The 26447-nt window shown below is 60.8% G+C and carries 23 protein-coding genes; 9 read left to right on the plus strand and 14 right to left on the minus strand.

Going from position 1 to position 26447, the window contains the following annotated elements; genetic code table 11:
• Positions 1–234: 234 nt before the first annotated feature.
• Positions 235–777: a winged helix-turn-helix transcriptional regulator gene (locus NA8A_RS06360; RefSeq protein WP_009449827.1), complete on the minus strand. Its 543-nt coding sequence runs from the start codon at positions 775–777 to the stop codon at positions 235–237.
• A 103-nt stretch (positions 778–880) separates the two neighbouring features.
• Between NA8A_RS06360 and NA8A_RS06365 the strand changes: the two genes are divergently transcribed.
• Positions 881–1444, plus strand: coding sequence for a dihydrofolate reductase family protein (locus NA8A_RS06365; protein WP_009449828.1), 564 nt, complete (start codon positions 881–883; stop codon positions 1442–1444).
• A 47-nt stretch (positions 1445–1491) separates the two neighbouring features.
• Here the strand turns inward: NA8A_RS06365 and NA8A_RS06370 are convergent, their stop codons facing one another.
• Positions 1492–2580, minus strand: a complete 1089-nt coding sequence (locus NA8A_RS06370; protein WP_009449829.1) for an AbrB family transcriptional regulator — start codon at positions 2578–2580, stop codon at positions 1492–1494.
• Between the two features lie 133 nt (positions 2581–2713).
• Here NA8A_RS06370 and NA8A_RS06375 point away from each other — a divergent pair, with 133 nt between their 5' ends.
• On the plus strand, positions 2714–3136 hold the full coding sequence (locus tag NA8A_RS06375) for a YciI family protein (protein WP_009449830.1): 423 nt from the start codon (positions 2714–2716) through the stop codon (positions 3134–3136).
• Positions 3137–3184: 48 nt separating this feature from the next.
• On the opposite strand, the gene NA8A_RS06380 is transcribed toward NA8A_RS06375, so the two are convergent.
• The 3 genes from NA8A_RS06380 to NA8A_RS06390 all read right to left on the minus strand — a co-directional run bounded on the left by NA8A_RS06380 (position 3185) and on the right by NA8A_RS06390 (position 7267).
• Positions 3185–4066 (minus strand): cation diffusion facilitator family transporter, encoded by an 882-nt coding sequence (locus tag NA8A_RS06380; protein ID WP_009449831.1) that lies wholly within the window; start codon positions 4064–4066, stop codon positions 3185–3187.
• 93 nt (positions 4067–4159) lie between these two features.
• A complete protein-coding gene (locus NA8A_RS06385) occupies positions 4160–6349 on the minus strand; it encodes an anthranilate synthase (RefSeq protein WP_009449832.1) in 2190 nt (729 codons plus the stop codon).
• Positions 6350–6499: 150 nt separating this feature from the next.
• Entirely contained in the window at positions 6500–7267 is a 768-nt protein-coding gene (locus NA8A_RS06390) for a phosphatase PAP2 family protein (protein WP_009449833.1), read from the minus strand.
• Positions 7268–7638: 371 nt separating this feature from the next.
• Here NA8A_RS06390 and rnk point away from each other — a divergent pair, with 371 nt between their 5' ends.
• From rnk to NA8A_RS06405, 3 genes are all read left to right on the plus strand, one after another.
• Positions 7639–8058 carry a nucleoside diphosphate kinase regulator gene (gene rnk, locus NA8A_RS06395; RefSeq protein WP_009449834.1) on the plus strand — a complete coding sequence of 140 codons (420 nt, stop codon included), beginning with the start codon at positions 7639–7641 and terminating at the stop codon, positions 8056–8058.
• A 136-nt stretch (positions 8059–8194) separates the two neighbouring features.
• Positions 8195–8719, plus strand: coding sequence for a GreA/GreB family elongation factor (locus NA8A_RS06400; RefSeq protein WP_009449835.1), 525 nt, complete (start codon positions 8195–8197; stop codon positions 8717–8719).
• 476 nt (positions 8720–9195) lie between these two features.
• A complete protein-coding gene (locus NA8A_RS06405) occupies positions 9196–10638 on the plus strand; it encodes a multicopper oxidase family protein (protein ID WP_009449836.1) in 1443 nt (480 codons plus the stop codon).
• Between the two features lie 46 nt (positions 10639–10684).
• Here the strand turns inward: NA8A_RS06405 and NA8A_RS06410 are convergent, their stop codons facing one another.
• The 8 genes from NA8A_RS06410 to NA8A_RS06445 form a co-directional block, all read right to left on the minus strand.
• Positions 10685–12364, minus strand: coding sequence for a formate--tetrahydrofolate ligase (locus tag NA8A_RS06410; RefSeq protein WP_040671892.1), 1680 nt, complete (start codon positions 12362–12364; stop codon positions 10685–10687).
• 67 nt (positions 12365–12431) lie between these two features.
• Positions 12432–13589 (minus strand): AAA family ATPase, encoded by a 1158-nt coding sequence (locus tag NA8A_RS06415; RefSeq protein WP_040671979.1) that lies wholly within the window; start codon positions 13587–13589, stop codon positions 12432–12434.
• Positions 13590–13659: 70 nt separating this feature from the next.
• The gene (locus tag NA8A_RS06420; RefSeq protein ID WP_009449839.1) at positions 13660–14784 is read right to left on the minus strand and encodes a DUF2333 family protein; all 1125 of its coding nucleotides are present in this window, start codon (positions 14782–14784) and stop codon (positions 13660–13662) included.
• Positions 14785–14805: 21 nt separating this feature from the next.
• A complete protein-coding gene (locus NA8A_RS06425) occupies positions 14806–16089 on the minus strand; it encodes a DUF6638 family protein (protein ID WP_009449840.1) in 1284 nt (427 codons plus the stop codon).
• 18 nt (positions 16090–16107) lie between these two features.
• Positions 16108–18021 (minus strand): AAA family ATPase, encoded by a 1914-nt coding sequence (locus tag NA8A_RS06430; RefSeq protein WP_009449841.1) that lies wholly within the window; start codon positions 18019–18021, stop codon positions 16108–16110.
• A 90-nt stretch (positions 18022–18111) separates the two neighbouring features.
• Positions 18112–19260: a hypothetical protein gene (locus NA8A_RS06435; protein WP_009449842.1), complete on the minus strand. Its 1149-nt coding sequence runs from the start codon at positions 19258–19260 to the stop codon at positions 18112–18114.
• An 88-nt stretch (positions 19261–19348) separates the two neighbouring features.
• Positions 19349–20437, minus strand: a complete 1089-nt coding sequence (locus NA8A_RS06440) for a hypothetical protein (protein ID WP_009449843.1) — start codon at positions 20435–20437, stop codon at positions 19349–19351.
• 20 nt (positions 20438–20457) lie between these two features.
• Complete coding sequence (locus tag NA8A_RS06445) at positions 20458–21390, minus strand: LysR family transcriptional regulator (protein WP_009449844.1); 933 nt, start codon at positions 21388–21390, stop codon at positions 20458–20460.
• 79 nt (positions 21391–21469) lie between these two features.
• Between NA8A_RS06445 and NA8A_RS06450 the strand changes: the two genes are divergently transcribed.
• Positions 21470–22513: a YeiH family protein gene (locus NA8A_RS06450; protein ID WP_009449845.1), complete on the plus strand. Its 1044-nt coding sequence runs from the start codon at positions 21470–21472 to the stop codon at positions 22511–22513.
• Between the two features lie 10 nt (positions 22514–22523).
• Here the strand turns inward: NA8A_RS06450 and NA8A_RS06455 are convergent, their stop codons facing one another.
• Positions 22524–23150: a thymidine kinase gene (locus NA8A_RS06455; protein ID WP_009449846.1), complete on the minus strand. Its 627-nt coding sequence runs from the start codon at positions 23148–23150 to the stop codon at positions 22524–22526.
• A gap of 211 nt (positions 23151–23361) precedes the next feature.
• Here NA8A_RS06455 and NA8A_RS06460 point away from each other — a divergent pair, with 211 nt between their 5' ends.
• From NA8A_RS06460 to choV, 3 genes are read left to right on the plus strand one after another with little or no spacing between them, the layout of a single operon-like run.
• Complete coding sequence (locus NA8A_RS06460) at positions 23362–24324, plus strand: choline ABC transporter substrate-binding protein (protein ID WP_009449847.1); 963 nt, start codon at positions 23362–23364, stop codon at positions 24322–24324.
• 60 nt (positions 24325–24384) lie between these two features.
• Positions 24385–25239, plus strand: a complete 855-nt coding sequence (gene choW, locus NA8A_RS06465; RefSeq protein WP_009449848.1) for a choline ABC transporter permease subunit — start codon at positions 24385–24387, stop codon at positions 25237–25239.
• Positions 25236–26423, plus strand: a complete 1188-nt coding sequence (gene choV, locus NA8A_RS06470; RefSeq protein WP_009449849.1) for a choline ABC transporter ATP-binding protein — start codon at positions 25236–25238, stop codon at positions 26421–26423. Before choW ends, choV begins: the two co-directional genes overlap by 4 nt.
• The last annotated feature ends 24 nt before the right edge of the window (positions 26424–26447 follow it).

The following is a 26447-nucleotide window of genomic DNA, read 5'->3' on the forward strand; positions in this document are numbered from 1 at the left end:
GGTTTGCAGAAAGCGCGCGCGCCGATGCGCCGGAAAATTCGGCGTGGGCAAAGACGTTTGCTGTCGGGCGCGTGATCATGTTGCGTTCAATAGCCGAGCCCGGCGCAGCATGCAAGCCTTCACGGAACCCGACCGGTACGGGCAGGCTTGCGACAGTCTCTCGAATGCCCTCCCGAACGCCGAAGCAGATGTGAATCGTTTTGTGAACGGCATCAAGCAAGCATCTGTTTCGATTCAGGCTTCTTCCGTCTCACTTCCCGCAGAAGCGGACCAAGCTTCGTCACGCGCCATCACCTCTTCAAAGGCTTTCTGAAGCCTCACCCGCACACCCGGCCTGTCCGGCGGTTGCGACGGTTCCGTCCCAAGATGTTCGACCCGCAAATCGTCCATGAATTCATCCCAAAGTGCCGGCCCGCCTTCCGCAAGCAGTCTGGCGCGTATCGACAGGGCATCCGAGACAGGAAGCCATTTGCTGCCCCAGGCGCCGATCATGGCAAAAACCGGCACGAGTTCGATACCCATTTCCGTCAGACTGTAGATTGCCTTCTGCTTGTGGCTGGGGTCATCGGCCTTCGAGATAACCCCCTCGGCCAGAAGACGCTTCAGACGATCGGCCAGAATGTTCGATGCAATCCCCTCCATTGAATGATTGAGAAGATCGCGAAAGTGCCGCCGATTGCCGAACATCATGTCGCGCAGGACGATCAGGCTCCATTTGTCGCCCACAATCTCGATCGTGAGGTTGATCGGGCATCCCGAGCGATGCGCTTCCTTCATTCTCGCCTCCAAAAACCGATTGCACTTTGCCATCAGTCCGCCTAACGTACAACTGCTTTCAAAACGCAATCAGTTATCCATGCCAATCGAGGAGGAAAGCAGCATGAGCAAGGTCATTATCTGGAATCTGGTTTCGCTGGATGGATATTTCGAAGGCGAGAAGAAGTGGGATCTGGACTTCCACAATCATGGCTGGGGCGAAGAGCTGGAAAAGCTGAGCAAGGGTTTCGGCGCCAGCGCCGCATGCCTGGTCTTCGGCCGCATCACCTATGAAGGGATGAGGGACTACTGGACGACTGCCGAAGAGTCCGAGATCAAGACCTTCATGAACGCGCTTCCCAAGCTGGTCGCTTCGCGCACCCTTAACCAGGCAAACTGGAACAACACCCGCATCACCGACAGGATCGTCGAAGAAATTCGTATTGAAAAACAAAAAGCTGAGCCGGGAAAGGATATCTATATCTTTGGAAGCGCTGATCTGAGCGATTCACTGCTTGAGGCCGAAATCGTGGATGAGGTCATGCTGGCGCTGGTTCCCGGGCAACTGGGAAAAGGCACCCCATTCTTCAAGAAGAGAGAGCACACGCGCATGTTCCGACTGCTCGAGGCAAATCCGTTGAAGAATGGCACGCTTGTCCTGCGGTATGAGCCGGCGCGGCAGGACTGACGATCAGAGATGCGCCTCCATGCCTCGACTGACGGCTGGATGAGGCATCAATCTTCCGCCCATTTCGCCACGAGCCGGCTGATGGGCGGGCCGGCCAGAAGCACGAACAGAAAGCGTCCCATCTGAACGGCCATGATGAAGGACAGATTCACATTCTGTGAGGCCGCCGCGATGATGGCGATGGAATCCATGCCGCCGGGACTTGTCGCCAGATATGCGGTCAGCGGGTCGATACCCCACTCCGCATGAAGCACCCATGCGAGCCCGCCGCAGAACAGCATCAGAGCGAGTATCGACAGAACGACCTGCGGCAGCGCCTTGACGGCACTCCGCAGCAGCGCCCGGTCAAACTTCAGGCCGATGGTCCAGCCAATGAACACATAGGCGCATCCCATTAGCCAGGGCGGCAGTTCCAGGGAAAGACCACCACCAAGATGCGCTCCTGCTGCGGCCAGCATTCCCCCAAGGAAAAAGGGAGCGGGCAGACGCAGAAGTTTGCCGCCGAGCCCTCCGCCAACCGCCAGAACAAGCGTCAGACCGAAAGCTTCCGGTTGCAAGGGCGGGAACCACTCCGTGGCGGGCAATTCGACGCCGCTCGTATCCACCCAGAAGCGCGCCAGCAAGGCAGCCGCCAGGGTTACGAAGATCACCCGCAGATACTGCATGAATGCCACAAGCCGCGGATCGGCACCGAAGGCGCCGGCCATGAGAACCATTGCCGTGGCCGCCCCCGGTGCCGACCCCCATACGGCGGTGGTGCCCGGCAGGATCTTCCAGCGGCTGACAAAGAAGCCCAGGAGACTGCTTGCCGCCACGGTCGTGAGAACCGCAAGCAGCAGGATCGGCCATATGTCCACAAAGGAAGCAAGCACTGCCGGTTCCAGGGAACCGCCGATCAGAAGACCGACAAAGGTCTGCGCCACCGCAAACACCAGACCGGGCACGCCAACCCGCCCGCCTTGCGCTCCAATCGCAACTGCTGCCAGCATCGGGCCTATCAGCAACGCAGCCGGCAAAGCGTAATGAAGCATGAAACCGGCGATCAGCGCCGTCAGAACCGCCAGAAGCAACCATTGAACAGGCCGGGGCAGCGTTGCAAGCGGACCGGGAAAGGATGTTTCTGATGACGAATCCATTTCTGTCGGCTCCCGCTTTCGCAATGACCGATACAGGAACAATTCCCTCAAGGAAATGTTTTGCCTGGAGATTGTCGGGATAAGGTTTTTGCGAACGTCCTTTGGTCACGAAACCTCGAACCAGGAGAAGACAATGCGTTACATGATGCTGATGATCCCCAAGGGCTATGAAAGCGCCGGACCCGAGCTCGATCTGCCTGTGGATGCGGTCGAAAAGATGATGAAATACAATGATGACCTGCGCGCCGCCGGAGTGCTGGTCGCGATGGAAGGACTTCATCCCCCTTCAACAGGCGCCCGTGTTTCGTTTGCCACGGGAACGCCGGTCGTCACCGACGGCCCCTTCGCGGAGGTGAAGGAAGTGGTGGGCGGCTTCTGGATCATCGACGTCCCCTCGCTGCAGGACGCCATCGAATGGGCAAAGCGCTGCCCCGGCGCCCCCAACGAAACGATCGAGCTGCGCCGTATTCAGGAAATGGACGACTATTCGAACGAGGTGCAGGACATCGTAAAGGACTATCCGGAGCTTCTCGACAAGGGCATGAAACGCTCCTGAACCGGAAACGCTCCCCTTTCCGGATGGATGGGGAGCATGCCCGAGGGTTCAGACGAACTTCGCCTTGTGCGCGGGTTCCACGTGGATGGTCACATGAACCCCGTGCATCTTCTTTTCCAGCGCGGTCTCGATACGGTCGCAGATGCGGTGTGCCGCCTCTACGGTCATCTCCGAAGGCACCACGAGGTGGAACTCGATGAAGCGTGCCCTGCCGGCCTCTCGGGTCTTCAGATCGTGGAACTCGAGTGTGCCATCGCGGTTTTCTTCAACTATACGCTCGATTTCAGCAAGATCGTTTTGCTCCACGGCCACATCCATCAGCCCCTGGACGGAATGGCCGACCATGAACCAGCCCTGCCACAGAATGTTGAGCGCAACGACGGCGGCCATGACCGGGTCGAGCCAGAGCCAGCCCGTAGCAAGCGCCAGGATCAACCCGAAAAGCACGCCACCCGACGTCACCACATCCGTCCACAAATGCTGCCCGTCCGCGACCATGGCCGGCGAGCGCGCCTTTCTGCCCGTTTTGATCAAGAACCATGCCCAGACGCCGTTGGCCACGCCTGCCAAGGCGTTGATGGCAAGGCCCAAGGCCGGCGCTTCGAGGGTGCGCGGCACAAAAAAGGCGAACCACGCCTCGCGCAGGATAAGAAGGGCCGCAACGACGATCAGCACGCCTTCCATCACCGCGGAAAAATACTCCGCCTTGTGATGGCCGAACGGATGATTGTCATCGGCCGGCTTGTGCGCCAGCTTCAACGCGTACCAGGCCATCAGCGAGGCAGCGACATTGACGATGGATTCCATCGCGTCGGAGAAAAGGGCTACGGAGCCGGTCAGCCACCAGGCTGCGAGCTTCAGGGCAAAGATACCGATCGCAACGAGTATCGACCATGCCGCAATGCGCTGAAGCGTGCCGTTGGAAGGCATGCCGGCTCCTTTCCTCTTTCGTGCCCGACCCACGCCCACCTGGAGCTGGCGGGATAAGGTCCTGCCTCTCAGGCGGCCCTAAGGCACCCCCTTTCAGGCAGCCTTGACCCGGGCCTTCCTCGGCAAATGCGCAACCACGTTCTCGATCATGCGCATGCCTGCATTATGGCCAAGCGTCATGATTGATTCGGGATGGAACTGCACAGCCGCAACCGGCTCTTTTTCGTGTTCTATCCCCATTACAACGCCATCTTCCGTCTCTGCCGTGACAACCAGATCACGGGGCATGCGAACCGGATCGGCGAAGATCGAATGGTAGCGCCCCACGGTGACCTCCGAGGGAAGGCCTGAAAAGACGAGGCTGTTGCCATTCACGCGAATACGCGACGGCTTCCCATGCATCGGCTCGGCAAGCTGCCGCAACTCACCGCCATAGGCTTCCACCAGCGCCTGCAAACCAAGGCAAACGCCGAAAATCGGCAATTTGCGCTCGCGCGCCTGCGCGATCGTCGCGCCACAATTGAAATCCTCCGGCCGTCCGGGTCCCGGCGACAGAACAACGAGATCGGGATCGACCCGCTCGAACACCTCCTGCGAAACCGGCGAACGTACGGTCACAACCTCTGCGCCTGTCTGGCGGAAATAATTGGCGAGCGTGTGCACGAAGGAATCCTCATGATCCACAAGAAGGATCTTCACCCCCTCGCCGACACGCGCGGCCGCCCGCGTCTCATTGTCCATATTCGCCTTCCCCGCATCGCGAATTGCAGAAAGCATGGCCGAAGCCTTGAGCTCCGTCTCGGCCTCCTCTTCCTGCGGATCGGAATCGAAAAGCAGCGTCGCGCCGGCCCGCACTTCGGCAATTCCATCCTTGATGCGGATGGTGCGCAGCGTCAGCCCCGTATTCATGTCGCCGTTGAAATGCACCATGCCGATGGCGCCGCCATACCACACGCGGGGGCTTTTCTCATTTTCCTCGATGAAACGCATCGCCCATAGTTTCGGCGCGCCGGTCACCGTCACCGCCCAGGCGTGACTGAGGAAAGCGTCAAAAGCATCCATGCCCTCGCGCAAACGCCCCTCGATGTGGTCGACCGTGTGGATGAGGCGCGAATACATCTCGATCTGCCGCCGCCCGATGACCCTCACCGAACCGGGTTCGCAAACGCGGCTCTTGTCGTTGCGGTCGACATCGGAGCACATGGTCAGCTCCGACTCATCCTTCTTGGAATTCAGGAGCTTGATAATCTGCTCCGCATCGGCAATTGCATCGTCGCCGCGCTTGATCGTGCCTGAAATCGGGCAGGTTTCCACCCGGCGCCCGTTCACCCGCACGAACATTTCGGGCGACGCGCCGACCAGATATTCCTGTTCGCCAAGATTGATGAAGAAGGAATAGGGCGACGGATTGATACGCTTCAGCCGGCGCGAAATCTCCGAAGGGCGGCGTTCTGCGCGCTCCATGAACATCTGACCCGGAACCACCTCGAACAAATCGCCCCGGTGAAAGCTCTCCTTGGCCTTCTCGACGAGGCGGGCGTATTCGCCAGGCTCATGGTCGCCGCGCGGAGGTTTATGGGCCGCCGGACGGAAGGCGTCGCGCGCGCCCTCTCTCGGCAAGCCTTCGGTCGTGAAACCGGTCCCCGAATAATCATAGCGGTCGTGCCAGGCTCTGGCCGCATGATGATCGACCACCAGTATCTCATCGGGCAGATAAAGCACGAGGTCGCGCTGGCTTTGTGGCCGCTCGAGGCTCTGCTTGATCGGATCGAACTGGAAGGCGAGATCGTAGCCAAAGGCCCCGTAAAGCCCGAGATTGGCGTCCTGATCGGTATGAAACAGCGCCGTCACGGCCCGCAGGACCGAAAAGACAGTGGGAGCGCGCGAGCGTTCCTCTTCCGAGAAGATACGGTCAGGTTCAGCGACCGTCACCGCGAGATGGCGCGCATCGCGCTCATCCACTGTAACGACGTCGAGTGCGGCCACAGTGTCGGCTATGACCGGCAGAAGCGCTTGGCCCCGCCCATTCAGCGCCTCGATGCGCACGGCCCGCCCGCGCGCCGAAATGACCAGCGGGGGATCGATGATCGCCGTATCCCAGCGCGTATAGCGGCCCGGATACTCATAATTGGAGGAAAAGACCGCGCCTCGCCGCTCGTCGAGCGCATCGATATAGGCATCGATGGCCCCTTCATAGGCCGTCTCGTTGCGCGTGCGGGTAATGGTGATGCCGCCCGCCGTCGCGAAGCGTTCACCGCCGTTTTCCAGAACTTCCAGGCTCATTATATGCTCCCTGTTTCAGGCATTGCCGGGAAGCTGCAACAAAAATGGCCGCCCGGTTTTCACCTGCGGCCATGGTCTTTACGTCGCGCATACTGCACGGTGGCCGCTGTTAGCGGGCCCACCACCAGAGATTTGCGCAAGAAATCGTCGTCATGGCTTTTCCATACCGTCAGCCGCGTCCTTGCGCAACTGCTTTCCTGCATCCAGCCCGCCCCTCCCGTCGCGATAGAGCGAAACCAGTGTCACGGCAAGCCATATCAGGGAAGCCCAGGCTGCACCCAAAGCCCATCCCGCCGCCACATCGCTTGGCCAATGGACGCCGAGATAGATTCGGCTCAAGCCGACCATGAATGCCATGAAAATCGCCACTGCAAGCGTGTAGAGGCGCACCCTCCAATCCGCGACGAAGCGGATGACTAGGGCCGCCAGCGTCAGATAGGCCACCGTTGTCGCCATCGCATGGCCGCTCGGGAAGCTCGCGGTATGAATGACATCCAGATGCTCGACGATATCCGGCCTTGGCCGATCGTAATAATTCTTCAGCGTGTAGGAGACTGCCGCCCCCGAAGCGACGGAAAAGAAAGCATAAAATGCAGCGCCATATCGCCGTGTCACTACGAGAAGCCCCATGACCAGGGTCAGCGAAAGCACAATCAGCGGATAACCGCCGGCAGCCGTGATCTCCACCGCCGTTTCTTCGAGCCAGGCCGGCCCTATCGGGTCGGCGGAATTGGCGGGGTTACGCATGGACAAGAGGATATTTTCATCGAGCGCGCGGATTTCGCCCTCTGCCATCTCATCTGCAATGGCAAGGAAGATAAAGGAACCGAGGGCCAGAACGAGAAAGAGAAGCACCGGCCCGAGAATGCGCCTGTTCGTTCTGAGCCTGTCGAGAAAACGCCGCGTATTGTCTTTCATGCCAAACCTGTTTTGCAGATTTCATCTAATAGGCTTCATGCTTGTCCTGTCCATGCGGCAAAGTCGAAGGAAGCCTCAACCCTCAATCTTGACATCGCCCCGGCGCTGCACCACCTTCAGCATATGAAACAGCATCGCAAACGCACATCCGATTTTTTCCGGGTTTGTCCCATCGCGGGACAATGACCCCCGGTTCGGTGCTGTGCGCCTCCGAACCGTGGGGCGCGAATCCGCTGCTCGGCCCAATTGGCCGGTAAAAATCGGCGGAGCAGGTTTCAGACGGCGCACCCCTCAAGATTTAAGAACAGGAGCAGAGAGTTCTCCAAAGGCGCATGGCAGATGCGCCGGGACGGCCTCGCATGGAAAAGCCAATGCAGAACAAGACCGTGCAGAACAAATCGGGCCGCAAGCCCGCGATCACGATTTCCGAAACCGATTATGAGCGCCTAACAGGCCTCGCCGAGGCCCTGGAAGAGCGCAACCCCGAAATGTCGGAAACGATGATGGCCGAGCTCGACCGCGCGCGTGTCGTGCGCGACAGCGCCCTTGCGCCCACTATCGTTCGCATGGGATCGACGCTGACCTACACCGCCGATGGCGAAGAAAAGACGGTAACGCTCGTCTACCCCGGCGACGCCGATATCGAAAAGGGCCGCATTGCCATCACCACGCCGGTGGGCACGGCCTTGATCGGCCTCAAGGAGGGGCAGTCTATCGATTGGACCGCGCGCAACGGCCGTACGCACAAGCTGACGGTGCTGGAAGTCCGGCAGCCGGCGGAGAACGCCTGACGCCATGGCGCAGAACCATCCTCATCTCCAGTTTTTCACGGGGCATCTCCTGACGGGAGGGTAACCCCTGTGCGGAAGCGATTTCCGCGCAGGGGGCGAAATTCCTTTCCCCAGGACCTGCCAGCGGAGATCAAAGATGTGGACCGGCAAGGGATGCATCCTGACGTTCAGCGACTTCACCATCCTCGAACAGCTTCAAAGAAATATCACCGACCGGAGAACGGCATTCGCCCGGCTGCTTGAGCACAAGCTCGAAAATGCCGAGCTCATGACGCGGGAAGACATACCGCCCATCGTTGCCACCCTGAATAGCCGGGTGCGCTATCGCATCGGCGACGCGGATTCGCAGGTCAGGCTTCTGACTCCGGATCCCACCCAGGGTATGGTTGGATTGTCCCTGCCGCTGACAACCATGCGAGGCATGGGGCTTCTGGGTCTTGCAGAAGGGGAAGCCATAGCACTTCTGCGCGACGGCGAAACGACGCCCGAGCGCATCGCGCTTGAAGGCGTGCTCTACCAGCCCGAGGCCGCGCTGCGGAAAATGGCGGAGCGCGCCAATACCCGCCCGGCCCTGCGACTGGTGCATGATGCAGGCGCTCCGATGCCTTCCCTGAGACCGGATTTGGCCGGCGATGACGATCCGGGACCAAGTGCCGCCTGATCTCTGGTGCGGGCCTTGATGCTGCCGCATACTCCATGCATTGGTCGTTACTGGAATTGTTGTTTAGAACGCCGATGAAAACACCGCTGCAGTATCTTGCATTGCTGTTCCTACTTGTTCTGGCATTCGCCGGAACGCCAGGTCACGCGACCGCAATGACGGTGATGGACAGGACGGCGGCCTGCGCTGTCCATGGCGGCATGTCCCACTGCCAGGACACGCATCAGAAGACTGAGCGCTGCGCCGCGCATTGCGCAGCAGCCTCGATTCCAAGCCGGATTTCTGCCCCGCTTCTCTGGCAACCCGAGGCTCCGCGGGTGCTGGCGATTGCCGACCGTCCCCACGCCGGATGGCAGCAAGAACCACAAACTCCACCGCCCCGCTCCTTATCCTGAAAACCACCGCACATTGCCGGCAGGATTTTGCGCATCCCGCGCATGCCTGTGGCTACCAAGGACAGTCTTCAGGAGAAAATTATGCACTCCACATTCACACGCCGCGGCTTTCTCGCCGCCGGCGCGGCATTCGCCGCAACCGCAGCCCTTCCTGCAACGCTCCGCGCCGCGCCGCAGCGCACCCTTCAGGCAACCACCCGTACGATCGACATCGACGGCAAGCCGGCCACCGTCTTCGGCTTGTCTGGCGGGGATGGTCGGCAGGGATTGGTTCTCGAACCGGGAGAGCGATTCCGCCTTTCGCTTGAAAACACGCTTGCGGAGGAAACCCTGATCCACTGGCATGGCCAGATACCGCCCAATGATCAGGACGGCGTACCCGACATGCCAATGCCCAAACTCAAGCCCGGCGAAACAAGGGATTATGACTTCGCACCGCTCGCCGGCACGCATTGGATGCATGCACACATTCCCGCACAGGAGATGCAGCTCCTCGCCGCCCCTCTTATCGTGAGGACGAAGGAAGATGCCGAAGCCGATCGGCAGGAAATCGTCCTTTTCCTACAGGACTTCACCTTCAAACCCCTGTCGGATTTGCTCGACGATCTGGGCGCAAGCGAAGCCGGCCATGGCTCGTCATCCATGAGCGGCATGGGGGGCATGATGGGCATGGGCGGCATGAACCATGGCGGCATGAATCACGGTGCCATGGAGATGGACCTGAACGACATTGAGTTCGACGCCTATCTGGCCAACAGCCGCACGCTCGACGATCCCGATGTTACCATGGTCGAGCCCGGCGGCGAGGTGCTCCTGCGCATTGTCAACGCCGCCTCCGCAACGGTCTACTGGGTCGACAGTGGCGCGCTCGATGCCGAACTGGTTGCCGTCGATGGACACCCGGTCATCCCTCTTAAGGGAAGGCGTTTCGGGCTCACCATGGCGCAACGCATGGATTTGCGCCTGCGCATTCCCGTACAAGGCGGCGCATTTCCGATCCTCGCTCTGCGGGAAGGGGCGCGCGAACGCACAGGTCTCGTGCTTGCGACACCGGGGGCGGATGTGAAACGCATCGCTTCGACGGGCGATGAAGAAGCCCCTGCCCTGGGGCTGGATCTGGAGACGCGGCTTTCCGCCACCACTCCGCTTGCCCCGCGTTCTGCCAGCGATGGGCGAATGGTGATGCTGAGCGGCAGTATGGAGCCCTATTTATGGACCATTGACGGTGGCATCTGGGGCGATCATGCCCCGATTACCGCACGCAGCGGCGAACGTTTCGAGATAACGCTTCACAACATGTCGATGATGGGGCACCCCATGCATCTGCACGGTCACACATTCCAGGTGGTCGGTATCAACGGTAGACGTTTCTCCGGCGCCATGCGCGACACCGTCTATGTCCCGCCAATGGCCATGGTCACCCTCGCGGTCGATGCTGGCGAAGCCGCGCGCTGGATGTTTCACTGCCACCACATGCCACATCTGGCCACCGGCATGATGACCGAATTCGCGGTCTCTGCCTGATTTGAGGCGCGCGCCTCAGGGCGCGCGTCACCTCCAGACTCAAGTTTTAAGACAATCCCTCGATCATACCGTCTTCATTGAGGAAAATGTGCTCGGCGGCCGGCGTCCTCGGGAGGCCCGGCATGGTCATGATGTCTCCGCAGATGGCGACAACGAAGCCTGCCCCTGCCGAGAGCCGCACCTCGCGCACCGGCACCACATGATCCACAGGCGCGCCGAGCAGCGCCGGGTCGGCTGAAAAGGAATATTGCGTCTTGGCCATGCACACGGGTAAATGGCCATATCCCTCCTCCTCCCATTGCCGAAGCTGGGCGCGCACGGACGTATCGGCCGAGATTCCAGCACCGCGATAAATACGCTTCACCACGGTTTCGATCTTTTCGACAAGCGGCATTTCGTCGGGATAAAGCGGCGCAAAGCGCGCCTTGCCCTCATCGGCAAGCGCCGCAACCTTGTGTGACAGCTCCTCGATACCGGCCGACCCTTCCGCCCAGTGCCTGCACAGCACGGCTTCTTCCCCAAGCTCGTCGACATAGGCTTTGACGGCATCGATCTCCGCCTGCGTATCGGAGTGGAAATGGTTGATCGCCACGATCACCGGAACGCCAAAAGAGCGCACATTTTCCACATGCCGCCCGAGATTGACGCAACCGGCTTTAACCGCAGCGATATTTTCCTGCCCCAGATCGTCCCTGGCGACACCGCCATTCATCTTGAGGGCGCGGATCGTGGCCACGATGACAGCCGCCGCCGGTTTAAGCCCCGCCTTGCGACACTTGATATCGAAGAATTTCTCCGCTCCGAGATCGGCGCCGAACCCCGCTTCCGTCACCACATAATCGGCAAGTTTCAGCGCCGTACGCGTCGCCATCACCGAATTGCAGCCATGGGCGATGTTGGCGAAGGGCCCGCCATGAACGAAGGCGGGGTTGTTCTCCAGCGTCTGCACCAGATTGGGCTGCAACGCATCCTTGAGAAGCACGGCCATGGCCCCGTCTGCCTTCAGGTCCCGTGCGCGCACCGCGCTACGGTCGCGGCGATAGCCGACGACGATTTCGCCAAGCCTGCGCTCAAGATCGTTGAGATCGCTTGCAAGGCACAGGATCGCCATGACCTCGGAAGCAACCGTGATGTCGAAGCCGCTCTCGCGCGGAAAACCGTTCGCCACCCCGCCAAGGGACGAGACGACCTGCCGCAATGCGCGGTCGTTCATGTCCATCACCCGCCGCCAGGTGACCCGGCGCGTGTCGATGCCGAGCGCATTGCCCCAATAGATATGGTTGTCGATCATGGCGGCGAGCAGATTGTGTGCCGAGGTGATTGCATGGAAATCGCCGGTGAAATGGAGGTTCATGTCCTCCATCGGAACCACCTGCGCATAACCACCTCCGGCCGCGCCCCCCTTGATCCCGAAACAGGGACCGAGCGACGCCTCACGAATGCACACGGCGGCGTTCTTTCCGATACGGTTCAGTCCGTCGACCAGTCCCACGGTCGTGGTGGTCTTCCCCTCGCCCGCCGGCGTTGGGTTGATCGCCGTCACAAGGATGAGCTTCCCGTCCTTGCGTCCAGCGATCCGTGCGATGAAATCCGCCGAAATCTTCGCCTTGTCATGCCCGTAAGGCACTAGGTCTTCGGGTGAAATGCCGAGCTTTTTGCCAATCTCCTGGATCGGTCTCTTCACGGCAGCGCGGGCGATCTCAATGTCTGACTTCACTTCGGCCATAATGGATCCTGCATCTCCCGACAGCTTCCGTTTCGAATGTACGATACGTTTTCGACAGCACTGAGCATCAGCGCTCCGGCCATGCCCAGGCGGGCCGGACATGATCTTCAAGAACGATGGTTTCGCCGAGTTCCTTGGCCAGTGTGAAAGTCACGGCCTCCCCCGTTTCGGCAAGCGCCTCCGCTAGCGCCTGGGAATGGGTGACGACGATCACCTGCGACCTCGACGCAGAACGCAACAGAAGCCGGCCCAACGGCTCGATCAATGCCGGATGGAGGCTCGTCTCCGGTTCGTTCAGAACCAGCAAGGGAGGCGGCCTCGGTGAGAGCAACGCGGCAACAAGCATGAGGTAGCGCAGCGTCCCGTCGGATAGTTCAGCCACGGACAGGGGTCTCAGCAACCCCTGCTGCCGCACCATCGCCTCCAGATATCCGTCCCGTTCCCGCACTTCGAGGATGCTGCCAGGAAACGCATCGTCGATAGCCGCCGACAGCCCCTCGGCATCGCCGATTTCGATGATCGTCTGCAGCGCGGCCGCAAGATCCCTCCCGTCCGACGACAGGATGGGGGTGCGGGTGCCGACCTGGGGACGCCGGACCGGCGCATCGAGATCGGAGCGCAGGTGATCGTAGAACCGCCAGCTTCGCATCCGGTCGCGAAGAACGAGAAGCTCCAGCGCATTGCGGGGGTCCGCAGCGTGGGTCATCATGCTGTCGGAAGGAGAAAGAGACGTCAAAACGGTGGCGGATTTGCCGCTCTGGTCCAGAACGCCGACATGCGGTCCCCGGCGGCGCGCGAAGCCGTTGCGGCGGCTCAGCGCCTCACCCGCCCAGACCGCTTCTGCCTTGATCTCGGGGTCGCGCGCGAACATGCTTTTCGAGGGGCTGGGCAATCCAAGGTCGACCGCATAGCCATAATCCTCGTCGGCGAATCCCAACCGGAGGCTAACGGGACCGGTGCGTACCGTACCCTGAACCGGTTGCTCGCCGGACTTCATGCCGGCGGAGAACTTTTCCGGCCCCGCCCAGAGCGTCGAGCCGAGCCCGCCCTCACGCGCCAGGGAGGCGATTGCCTCTCCTTGTGCGACTTCAGAAAGCAGGCGTATCGCCCGATAAAGGCTGGACTTGCCGGCGCCATTCGCGCCAGTGACGATATTCAGTCGTCCCAGAGGCAGGATGACATCGCGAAGTGACCGGTATCCCGAAACTGCAATGGTGAGGATCATCGGCTGGAACATTCCCCTCCAAGGACTCCATGCCGACTTGCCAGAGCGGGACTGCCCGCCAATGCTGCTCTCACCGGTCGAGAACCTGGCGCAGTTCGACGAGATTGGATCGCGCACGCAGGATGTAGAAGCCCATCGTGGCAAGGTGGGTCGGCATCACCCAGCCATCCTCCCGTCCATTGGAGATGATGAAGGGTGTAATGTTGAGCGCGGCGCGGAACTGCTGTTCGGTGGTGGCCCAGAGCGAACCCAGCGAGCGCTGCTTGATGACATCCTCGAAATCCGCGCCGGCAGCCCGCAGAAGGCCGTAATAGGCGTAGAGCTGCCCATAGGCGAACCAGAAGCGATCATCCGCACGCGTATCGAACCAGCCGCCATTGTAGTTTTCCGAGCGCTGGCGAAGGAGATCGGAGGTCGAGCCGAGATCGTTTGCAATACGGTCTAGATACTGGATGAGATTGTCGGCGCGCGCATCGAACACGGCCTCGCAGGAAACCAGCCGGTCATTGAATTTGCGCAGGTCGCGAATGGCCGAACGATAGAAGCTCGGTGTCGGCGTCTTTGGGCCGAAGGGACTGAGACCAAAATACCAGGTCTCCTCGTCGAAGGTCAGCGCGCCGCGTGCGTTCTGCAGGTCGCGGTCGATTTGCGACGTGCCGCGCACGCGCCCGAGTGCATCGACGAGTTCGATGGCGCTGCGCCGCACACCCTGATTGATGCCGCGCTGGAAGGACGCCTTGTTGTCGAGGAACGGCGTATCGTCCCAGTCGAGCACGAAGAAGAAGCCGAGCTTGTACAGAAGCATGGAGGAAATCCAGGCATTCTGGTTCACGTTGAAGTCCGTCAGATCGGCGGTCAGGTCGACAATGGCCGAACGCCCGCAGGTGCGCGTTTCGCCGCCCTGGGTGCCGGCGGTCTGTTCGCCCGCCGAAACACCGCGCTCCTGAAGCTTGTATTTTTCGACATAGTCGGGATCGAAATTGGTCCAGACCTGCGTCTGCCAGATGAAATATCCGTAGAAACCGACAATTGCCAGAACGGCGAGCCCCACCGACCCGCGGATAATCCAGCCGCGCCGTGTGTACCAGCGTCCCGCGGCCACGAACGGCCACAGAATCCACGCGATCACCATGCCGATGCCACGACCGATCCAGTGGAAGACGCGGGTGAAGAATTCGACGATCGGATCGAGCACGGGGCGCCTCCTCGGGCGGGTTCAGTCCAAGCCAAAAAGACGTCGTCTCAACGCCGCCTTGTCCCTGAGATAAGTGGTTTTGAGCCGCGCCACAACATATTCGCGCCAGCTCTCCGAATAGTTCTCGTAGTCTTCGTAGAAACCTTGCTTGTTGAAGATGTAGCGAGCGATGAAATCCGATGGAACAAGGTCGGAAACGAGCCTGTTCGTCAGCCAGGCATCCGGATGTTCCGGATTGGCTCGCGTCACCAGGAAACGCTGAGGGGCGGGAATTTCCTCAATCTTGAGCTGGCCGAACTGGCTGATTTCGCGCACCGCCGCGTTGAGGAAGGGAACGGACCCTTCGCGCGCCACCATATCGGCATGGCGATGTGTCCAGGTTTGAAGCCAGACCGGATCGATGCGCGAGAAATCCTGATCGGGACTGGCCTTGCGCACCAGATCAAGCAGCACCATCTCGCCGCGATGCGCGAGATAGCCGGAGGTTTCCATCCAGGAAGCCCGCGGCAGCTGAATGCGCCCGGTCTCCGCCAGAAAACGGAAAATGCGCGCCGGGTCGTCCTTTGCAAGATAGCTCACCTGCCAGGGTCGCGAACGCCGGAAACCCGGCGTCGCCGGGTCGGCGATAACCGTGGTCGTATCGCGGTCGGCGAAGATGTAGACGCCGCCGAAATGGCTCGTCCAATAGGCGCCGTGCCGAAACACCACCTGCTCCGGCACCAGACTGTTTTCGCGGATATCCCCGGTTTCCTTTGAAAGCGCTACCATGCGCTGCAAAAGCGTATCGTCGCGCCAGGCGTCGGGCTCGTGCTTCACCCGGTCGGCGAGCCTGCCGAGTTCTGCCGCCTTGCCAAGCAGGTCTTCCGCTGAAAGCACCTTGAATTCCACCTGCACGATGGACAGCAGGTCCTCGATATCGCGGACCTGGTTCACCTGCTCCTCGATCTCGCCATAGACCACATCCTTGATGGTGATGGCGTTGATGGCGCGCGCATTGGCGGTCATGAACTCGTAGACGAGCTGCGACGTGTTGGAGAAGGCGGTGTGAACGACGGGCAGCTCGATCTGCGCCGGCGTCAGGATGATGAAGCGCCGATTGACGCCATTGGGATCGAGATACTGGTCGTCCTTCAATTCCTTGGCGATTTCGGGTGAAAATCCTGTCCGGTCGATCTCAAAGGATTTGAGCTTGGTCTGCCTGACCCCGAACGCCTCCAGCGCCTTGTTGTAGCGCGCAATCAGGTGCGGCTCCTCGATTTTGAGCAACCGCCCGAAGATCAGGTCGTTGTCACGCAGGAGGTTCATGCCCGCTCCTCTGCCAGCTCAACCCGCATTCCACACACCTCTCGCCTTCATATCCTCGATCTCGCGGATGGCGCGTTCGCGCAGGCGCTGGTCGCGCACGATGTTGGAGACCGCCACGTCGTCGGATCGGTCGGAATAGCGGAATTCCGAATCCGCGTAGCGGTTGATCTCCTGCATCACCATGCTCATCGTGAACGGTTTGCGCAGCTCGGCGATCATCGCCTTCTTCTCATCGTACCCCTTGCGCATGAAGGCATCCGGCGTTTCGAACCATGCGTCCGGCAGCTCGATATCCATGGCGCGCATCTTGATCGCATCGGTGATGTTCTTGATCGCGCGCCCTGTGAAGCGCGGTTCGGCAAGCTTGATCTCGTGCAGATAGGCGCCAATGTCGGTCAGAGTTCCGGGCTCGCCGCGCTCGTTCAGGAAACGCTCATAGACCTTTTGCAGCCCCTCTTCCTGCGGCCTGGAATGAGCTTCATAGGCCGTCTCCACCGCCCGCTTGATCTCCTGCGTCGCAAAAAGCGAGTGCTCGCCAAGCGGAATGTCGTGGTTCTTTCCGGCAAGCAGCACAAAGATGTCGACATAGTCTTCCAGCGTCTGCGGCCCGTCCACCAGCCAGCGCGCGCCCGCCCGCTGGCGCAAGGCATCATCCACATTCTCCGGATAGTTGGAGAACATGCCAAACGAGCAATTGCCGCGCACCACGGTGCCTGCGCCTGCGAAACTTTCCATCAGGACGCCGGTCACTTCTTGCTGACCGGCTGACGCCCGGTCGTCGGAACGCTTGGCCGCCACCTGATCGATGTCGTCGATTGTGCCGAAGCCGATGGCGCGCGGGCTCAAGACGTTTTCCACGAACTGCTTGCAGTTCTGGCCCGATTTGCCCTGGTAGGAGGAGATCTGGTCAACGCCGAAATTCTCGTAATGGAAGGGTACACCCGCCACCTGGCAATAATCGTTCAGGAGCCCGGCGGTCATCTGGATGAGGATGGTCTTGCCCGTGCCCGGCGCTCCATCGCCGATGAAGGTGAAGAGAAAACCACCCAGTTCGACGAACGGGTTCATTTGCCGGTCGAAATCATAGGCCATGAGCATCTTGGCAAGCTTCATGGCCTGGTATTTGGCGATGTGGTTGCCGATGATCTCGTTGGGCTTCTTGAAGCTCATGACCAGCGGCTTGCGCTTCTGACCAGGCGCAACGTCGAACCCGTCAAGCGTGAAATCATCGGCCTCAAGCCGCATATGTGCGTTCTCGAAGGCCCCGAGCCCGCTGAACCGGCCTCGCCTTTGCAACAGCCCCTCAATGGCGACCCGCGCCACCGCCCGCGCCCGAGCCGTCATCACGGTCTCGTCGGCAGCCCCTGCAATGGAACGGTCGAGCGCGGCGATCACGCTCTTCAGCGCGTCCTGTGGCGTGTCGAACTGGAAATCCGGTTCATCCGTGTCATTGACCGGCTCGCTGTCCGCATCGAGCATGCGCAACAGATAGGAGGACAGCGTAAAGGCGGCGACATAGGCCGACGCCTGAAGCAGCGCGTGATAGCTCTGCGCCACATCGCCTTCGAGCGGGCTGCGGGTATTGCGTTCCTGAAGGCTTTCAAGCTCGGTCGAGCGCGCGAACACATCAGCGACAGACAGCGCTACCGCTGCCCCGCGCCGGGCGCGGTAGAGCAGCGTGTGCTGAGCGATGGAAAACATCGGGTCGTCCTTGCGGATCGCCGCGATTGTCCTGACAAGTTCCACCTCGCGCGTCTTGCGCAGAGACCCCGTGGAAACGGTGGAGACGAAACGCCGCCCGGTGCCGGCAAGCTCGGTGCCTGAACGCCCCGCATCGCTCTCCAGCATCACGAAACGCGTCACAAGGCTCTGCGCCGTGGCACGGTGCTTCTCGATGTCCTTTTCGTCGATGGTCGTCAGGCCAGTATCCATGGAAGCTCCTGATTTGCCGGGCGGTGAGGTTGCCCTTCATCTGCACCCATTGCCCATGTGAAGGAGAACACGGGCGCCAGGGTCACAACCCTAGACATCGGTGATCACCTTGCCGCCGGAGATGACATGCACATCATAGCCCTCGAAGATCTTCTGGGCCTCGCCCGCCGCATAGAGCGCCTGATAGGCCTCATGGGGAACGAGCGCATGCTGTTCATAGGCGCTGACGCCCATGCGGGCAGCGTCCAGATCATCAGTCTCGATGAAGAATTCCTCGCGCGCCGGCTCGCTCGACCACAGCCCCTTGCGGGCCGGTCGCTCGCTCTTGGAATAGACCTCCTGCACGGTCCAGGTGAGAAGCCAGGCATTTTCCTGGCGCCGCACCTTGGAAAGCACTTCCGAGACCGCTGAATTGTTCTCGGTGATCCCCGCCGTGTAGAAAGGACCTAGCACGACGCGGCGCAGCTGCTTGGGATGTAGATTGTCGAAATCCTTGTCGAGATTGCCGGCGATCGTGGCAGGCGACAGCGAGTAGGCCGAATTCTTCTCGGCGAATTCGTCGAACCTGTGCGCCAGCGCCGGATTGAGAAGACCGCCCACCGGCAAACCGATCTCCACGCCGTCGTTCAGCTTTCCTTCATCGGTCACGAGGACCTTGATCATGTCGGGCGAGGAATCCTCCACCGCCGCCATATAGACCATGGGCAAGCTGGAAGAACCGTCGAATGCCCCCCAGTGAACGAGATAGTAGGGTCGCTTCGTCTTCGGATTGACCGAAACACGTACGGTTTCGGGCAGAACGAAAGGCGAGAAAACCTTGCCGTCTCTGAGCTCCTCCAGATAGAGCCGCTCGGCCATGGAACGTTGCAGCGCTTCGGGAAACTCGCGATGGCGCAGGATGAAATCGACCATCTCGGCACGCAGCTCATCCGGACCGGGAATGCCCGCCAGCCGCTTTTCCGCCTGCCGCCGGTCATTCTCGAGTTCGAGAACACTCTGGAACACCGGATAGCCGCTCTCCGCCCTCTGGATACGGAACTTCTCCATGAAGCCGATCCGGTTGCGCCAGCAGTCGAAGGAGCGTTCCAGGCGGCCGATATAGGGCGCCACCACTTCCGCAACCAGCCCATGTGACTGGAATGGCGAGGCCGTGCGGTCGGAGAAATAGACGCCTATTCCCTCAAGGGCTGACGAGATGGCAGAGAAATAGCGTTCGGCGGCCTCGTTCGTCGCGTTCATGATACGCGCCTCAGGGCTAGACGCTGCCGCGATGGCGCAGCGCCAACCGCCTCAAGACACACCGGCATATCCAACACAGGCCGCCCCATCAGCTGCGGACGTAATTGGCCGCGTCGTGCTTCTTCATCACGTCTTCGAAGCGGCGGGCGAAAGCATCGTCCGCCAGTTTCTTGCGCCGCTGGATATCGGCCGTGGTGACCATGTTCTTCTCATGCAGCTCCAGGAGATCGCCGATATGGCGCTGTGCGGCAGCGCCGATACCCGCCATGGTCTCTTCCGCGGTGTTGTCGACCTTGGAGCCCAGCGTGTTGATGCGGTGGGCGACATCCTGCTGGGCCGCCGTCTTCAACGAATCCTCTAACGCCTTGTAGAGAACGATGCGCTGCTCGGTATCGATGGTGAGCTTGTTGATGAGTGTCGACTGGGCCGCGATCTGGTTGTTCAGCGAATCCACGAAGGTCTGGAACATCGACGTATAGCGTTCGAGCGTCTGGCTTTCGGCCAGAAGTGTCTGCTCGCGGGCCTGCGCCTCATTGTACTCGGTCGCAAGCTTGGAGCGATCGCCCTCCAGCTCCGTGCGATCCTTCTGGCTCGTCGATGCGGCAATGCGGTTCTCGACATCGAGAAGCATGGGATTGAGCTCCTCGATCCGCTTCTGTGTGGTCTCGAGATCGTGCATTGTCGACTTGCGCCGCTCGATCACGGTGGCAAGGCTCGTCTCCGAGGTCTTGTAGCGTTCCTCCAGAACCTGCTTCTGTTCCTTGAGGATGCCGGTGATGGTGTCGGATTTTCCAAGCAGTTCCTGAAGATTTCCGGCAAGCGACATGTTGCGCACGCGTTCGGTGCGCATGCGCTGTTTGCGCTGCTTGGAGAAAATGCCGATGAAATTCTCCCAGCCGGTGTAGCTTTTCATGCTCTCGAATTCGGAGCCGAACACGTTGGTCGCATCTTCGAGGCCGATGATCAGGTCCGCGATATTCGATTCCATGACCTTTTGCTGCTTGAGCACATCGGAGATGCGGGCGTTCTCGATGTCGAAATCGGCCTGGCCGATTTTCTCGTCCGTGCGCGCCAGCTTGTCGAGCACGGTGCCCGACTGCTCGATCCGCGTACGCATCTCATTGACGACATCACGGGTCTTGGCGATCTCCGTGTCGAAATTCTGCAACGTTGCCATGATGATGCGCTCCGCGAGTGTCAGGGTCGCGGAAATATATGTGGGCCGGCTGACGATTGAAAGACGTTACCGGCCTCAACACACATTTCCTCCAAAGCAATGGAAGCAGCGCTCTGCCGGCGCTCCCTGTGCCGCAGCAGGCTGAAGTCGCGTGCACCAAGCCTGATGCCGGCAATTTTCAAAAAACCCTGCTCCACCAGAGGCCCGGCTGCCGACATGGAGATCGCGGCCGCACACGACCCCGCCCGAACCGCAGAGAGCACGGCCTCATTGGAAGGAAAAACCATTGCAATGGAAAGCTTTCGCGGGTCGCCCCCCATCTCGGCAAGCGCGCTTTCGAACACCGTCCTCGTGCCGGAACCTTCCTCGCGCATGACCCATGAAGTGCCCTCCAGAAGATCGGAAATGCCCAAAAGGTGCCCATCCGCCCAGAGATGGCCGGGCGCCACGACCACGGCAAGCGCATCACGCCCAACTCTCTGGACGGCAAGCGCCGGTTCGTTCACAGCGCCTTCCACGAGGCCCACTTCGGCAATGCCCTCGATCATCGCCTCAGCCACCATGCGCGTGTTGCCAACGCTGAGATGGAGTGTGATTCCCGGATAGCGCTGGTGAAACCGCATCAACACCGGTGGCAGCCAATAGCTGGCTATCGTCTGGCTCGCGTGGATGTTGAGCTCGCCGCGCCGCAATCCGCCAAGCTCCGAAAGCATGGTTTCGGCAGAACGGATGCGCGCAAGCGTCGCCCGTGCTTCTGTGAGAAACACGCGCCCGACGCTTGTAAGCTCGATGCCGCGCCCGACCCGATGAAAAAGCTGCACGCCATAATAGGCCTCGAGGGCCTTGATGGCCGAGCTCACCGCCGAGGGCGTGCGCCCCACCGCGGTCGCCGCCTGCGTAAGGTGCTCGCGCTCGGCAACCGCCACGAATATCTGTAACTGCTCGAAAGTCATGCCATCATTCGATTTTTCAGAATGATTTATGCCATATTATTCGATGGAAGTCGATGATTGGCCATGACAGCTTCCGGCCATGTCCGATATCAGCCTTTCTTCCGCTTCCCATCCGCTTCTTCAGAACCCGATCGCCTCGCGCATTCCCGGCATTCTGGCATCGATCGCCGTCGCCGCCTTGGCAGTGGCGGCTGCCTGGGTGGAGGAAGCAGTGTTCGGGCACGCCTGGCTTGAGGGACTGGTGCTGGCGATCCTCATAGGCGCCGCCGCAAGCACGCTTGCCCGGCGCAATCCCGTGCTGCGGCCTGGCATTGATTTCTGCGCCAAGACGGTTCTTGAGGTGGCAATCGTCCTGCTCGGCGCCTCGATCAGTGTGGAAGCACTGGGAGAAGCGGGACTTGGCCTTGTCGCAGGTATTGTGGCGGTGGTCGCGCTCTCGCTGGCAGCGGGCTATGCGGTAAGCCGCGCACTGGGCCTGCCGCCCCGGCTGGCAACCCTCGTTGCCTGCGGCAATTCCATCTGCGGCAACTCGGCCATCGCCGCCGCCGCGCCGGTGATACGCGCAGAATCTTCCGAGATCGCGGCATCCCTGTCGTTCACCGCTTTCCTGAGCATCCTTGCAGTGCTCATCTTGCCCGTTCTTTATGTCGCCTTCGGCATGAGCGCCGTCCAGTCGGGTGTCTTCGCGGGCCTGACCGTCTATGCGGTGCCACAGGTCCTGGCGGCCGCCGCCCCTGCAGGCCCCGTCGCCATCCAGGTGGGCACTCTGGTCAAGCTGGTGCGTGTGCTGATGCTTGGCCCGGTGATCTTCTTTCTGGGTCTGGCCTTCGGCAGGCAGGAGGGAAACCGGCTGCCGCTGACGAAGATGGTGCCCTGGTTCATCGTTGGTTTTCTCCTGATGATGGCGATGCGCTCGCTGGCGCTGATCCCGGCAACAGCCTTGCCCGCCATGCAGTCCGTTTCGGCTCTTCTGACCGTGGTAGCGATGGCGGCACTTGGCCTGACCGTGGACATGGGCAGCGTCATGAAGAGCGGCGGCCGCGTTGTGACAGCCGCGCTTCTCTCACTTGCCTGTCTTGCGGCTTTCGCTGTCGGCCTGATCCGCTTTCTGGGGATAGCCTGAGGCAGGCAGCCTATTCGGCGCCCCGGGCGCTGCCGGCAAATCCCATCAGGTCCTCGGCGGGCTGGCGTCCCATCTCTTCTTCCCAATGCTTACGGCAGAGCGAGACATAGACATCCTTTCCGATGGCAACCTGCTCGCCGGTGCGCGCCACCTTGCCATCGCCCCCAAGCCGCACGACCATCGTCGCCTTGCGGCCGCACCTGCAGATGGTGCGCACCTCGCGCAGCTCGTCGGCCAGCGCGAGAAGCGCCTGCGAACCGGAAAAGAGCCGCCCCTGAAAATCCGTCCGCAACCCGTAGCACATGACCGGGATGCCAAGCCGGTCGGCAACGCGCGCCAGCTGCCAGACCTGCTCCTCTTCCAGAAACTGCGCTTCGTCGACGAAAACGCAATGGACATTAGAATGTTCGTGATGATCGGCGATGCGGGCAAACAGATCGTCCCCGTCGCGGAACATCTCCGCCCCGCTCTCGAGCCCGATACGCGAGGAGATATAGCCTCCATCCTCCTTGCGGTAATGACCCGCGACGAAAAGCATGGTCGTCATACCCCGCTCGCGATAATTGTGGGATGCCTGCAGGAGCATCGTGGATTTTCCCGCATTCATCGTCGCGTAGTGGAAATAGAGTTTGGCCATCGCCCGTCATCCGTCCTTTGCGCCCATAAACAACACTCCACCGTCCAAGAAAACGCTTCATGCGGTTGATCCACCGGATTGCGACGGTCCCGGCCCGGCTTTGCGCTTGCGGGTTGCCGGATTTGGTGCTTGCCTTTGAACAATTTCAAAAAGCCGGTTAAGAGCCTCTGCACAATTTGCAGCCGCGTCTCATGAATTCAGGAGTAGACCCATGTTACCGAGCCGAACGACGGCAATCGCCCTTGGAGTAAGCCTTGGTATCGCCGCCGGTTACAGCGTGGGCCCGGCCATCGCCTCCGACACCGACGCCTGCAAGACCGTCACATTCTCCGATGTCGGCTGGACCGACATTACCGCCACGACCGCGACCGCGTCCGTCGTTCTGGAAGGACTTGGCTACGCCCCTTCCACCGAGATGCTGTCCGTGCCGGTCACCTATGCCTCGTTGAAGAACAAGGACATCGACGTTTTCCTCGGCAACTGGATGCCGACCATGGAAGCCGATATCGCCCCCTATCGCGAGGACGGTTCCGTCGAGACCCTCGTGACCAATCTGGAAGGCGCCAAATACACACTCGCCGTGCCCCGTTACACCTATGATGCGGGCCTCAAGACCTTTGCCGACATCGCGGCCTTCGCCGACAAGCTCGACAAGAAGATTTATGGCATAGAACCCGGCAATGACGGCAACAGGCTGATCCTCGACATGATCGACAAGGGGCAATTCGGCCTCAAGGACTTCGAGCTGGTGGAAAGCTCGGAGGCCGGCATGCTCTCGCAAGTGCGCCGCGCCGTCAGCTCCAAACAGGACGTGGTCTTCCTCGGCTGGGAGCCTCATCCGATGAACGCCAACATCGAAATGGCCTATCTCGATGGCGGCGACGATGTCTTCGGCCCCAATTACGGCGGCGCGACGGTGCTAACCAACACCCGCGCCGGCCTTTCCGCCGATTGTCCCAATCTCGGCAGGCTTTTGAAGAACATGGTGTTCTCGCTCGGCATGGAAAACCAGATCATGGGCAAAATTCTCGACGACAACGAGGACCCGAAAATGGCTGCAGGCGACTGGCTGAAGGCAAACCCGCAGGCGCTGGCACCCTGGCTGGAAGGGGTCGAAACCCTTGACGGAAAGCCGGGCCTTGAGGCGGTGAAAGCCCATATCGGTATCGAGTGACACGACGCCTTTCGTCGCGAGACGATTGCAGGAAATCAATAAAAGGAACCCTTGGCGCGCATGGACCCCATATCCGAATGGATCGCTGAGTGGAAAATACCCGTCGGCCGATGGGGCCGCGATTTTTTCGATTTCCTGACCGGCAATTTTTCGCTTCTGTTCGACAGGCTTTCCGACACGCTGGGAAGCCTGCTTGACGGGCTCTCCGACGCCCTCCTTTCCCTGCCCCCCATTCTCGTCGTGGCGCTGTTGGCGGCACTCGCCTTTGCGCTTCACCGCTCCTGGAAGCTTGCGCTCGGCGTTGCGCTCGGCATGCTCTTCATCATCAATCAGGGTCTCTGGAAAGAAACCGTCGAAACATTGGTGCTCGTCGTGACCGCCGCCACCGCATCCATGGCGATCGGCGTGCCGGTCGGCATCTGGGCGGCGCACAATGCGGGCGTCTACCGTTTCCTGCGCCCGGTGCTCGATCTGATGCAGACCTTGCCGACCTTCGTCTATCTGATACCGGTTCTGATCCTGTTCGGCCTGGGTGCGGCCCCCGGCATGATCGTCACTGTGATCTTCGCAGCCCCCGCCCCCATCCGGTTGACCTATCTTGGCATCACTTCCGTGCAACCGGCACTTCTGGAAGCGGGCCTCGCCTTCGGCGCCACCCGGCGCCAGCTTCTGTGGAAGGTGGAACTCCCCGCCGCCCTGCCCTCCATCATGGCCGGCCTCACCCAATGCATCATGCTGTGCCTTTCCATGGTGGTCATCGCCGCCCTGATCGGCGCCGACGGTCTTGGCAAACCGGTCGTCAGGGCGCTGAACTCGGTCAACATTCCTCTCGGCCTCGAAGCCGGCCTTGCCATCGTGGTGCTTGCCATCGTTCTCGACCGCATCGCCCGCGTGGAACGAAAGGGCGACCGATGAGCCCCGCCCTTGAATTTCACAATGTTTGCGTGCTGTTCGGCACGGACCGGCAGCAGGCTGCGGCTCAGCCCCTCGTCGAAAAGGGACTGAGCCGCACCGAAATCCTTGCTGAGACGGGCGCGGTGCTGGGTTGTGCAGCCTGCGACCTGACCGTCGAGCATGGCGAGATATCCGTCCTGATGGGGCTTTCCGGATCCGGCAAGTCGACGCTGCTGCGCACCGTCAACCGGCTGAACGAAGCCTCCACCGGCTCGGTCGTCGTGCGCGACGGCGACTGGCAGGCCGATGTCGTGACCTGCTCGGAACGCGACCTGCGCCGTATCCGCCGCCAATGCGTGGCCATGGTGTTCCAGCAATTCGCCCTCCTGCCCTGGCGCACGGTGGCCGACAATGTCGGTTTCGGCCTCGAACTATCCGGCGTGCCCGCGAAGGAGCGGCGCGAGCGCGTCATGGCGCAGCTCGAACTCGTGCACCTGGCCGACTGGGCCGACAAATACGCCCATCAGCTTTCCGGCGGCATGCAGCAGCGCGTAGGTCTCGCCCGCGCCTTTGCGACTGAAGCTCCGATCCTGCTCATGGACGAACCCTTTTCCGCGCTCGATCCGCTCATTCGCACCAAGCTGCAGGACGAGCTTCTGGAACTCCAGAAACGGCTGAAGAAGACGATCCTTTTCGTCAGCCACGATCTGGAGGAAGCGCTGAAGATCGGCAACCGCATCTCCATCATGGAAGGTGGCCGCATCGTTCAGACTGGCACATCGGAGGACATTATCCTGCGGCCTGGAAATGCCTATGTGCGCGACTTCATTTCGAACGTGAACCCGCTTTCGGTCCTGACCGCCTGGAACGTGATGCGCGACGTGCGCGATCTCGAACCCGCCGGCGACGACTGGGTCTGGCTCGACCGGCGCAGAACGACCCGTTTCAGGCTCGATGAGAACATGCTGGTGATCGGCGCCGAACGGAACGGGGAACCGGCCTTCTGGGTCTCCTGCGACGACGTGGAGCGGCTCCCCGAAGATCCCTCAAAGGTCTTTTGGGCGACCGCCGAAACATCGCTCAAAGTGGTCATGCGCGCCATGCAGCAATCCCAGACGGCTCCCGTCGCCCTGTTCGATGCTGCATCCCGTTTTGTCGGCGCTATCGGCATCCGCGACGTGCTCAGGGCAGTCGTCAGGCGCTGATATGCGAAGGAAAATGCAGCGCTC

This window comes from Nitratireductor indicus C115, assembly GCF_000300515.1.
Classification (GTDB): Bacteria; Pseudomonadota; Alphaproteobacteria; order Rhizobiales; family Rhizobiaceae; genus Nitratireductor; species Nitratireductor indicus.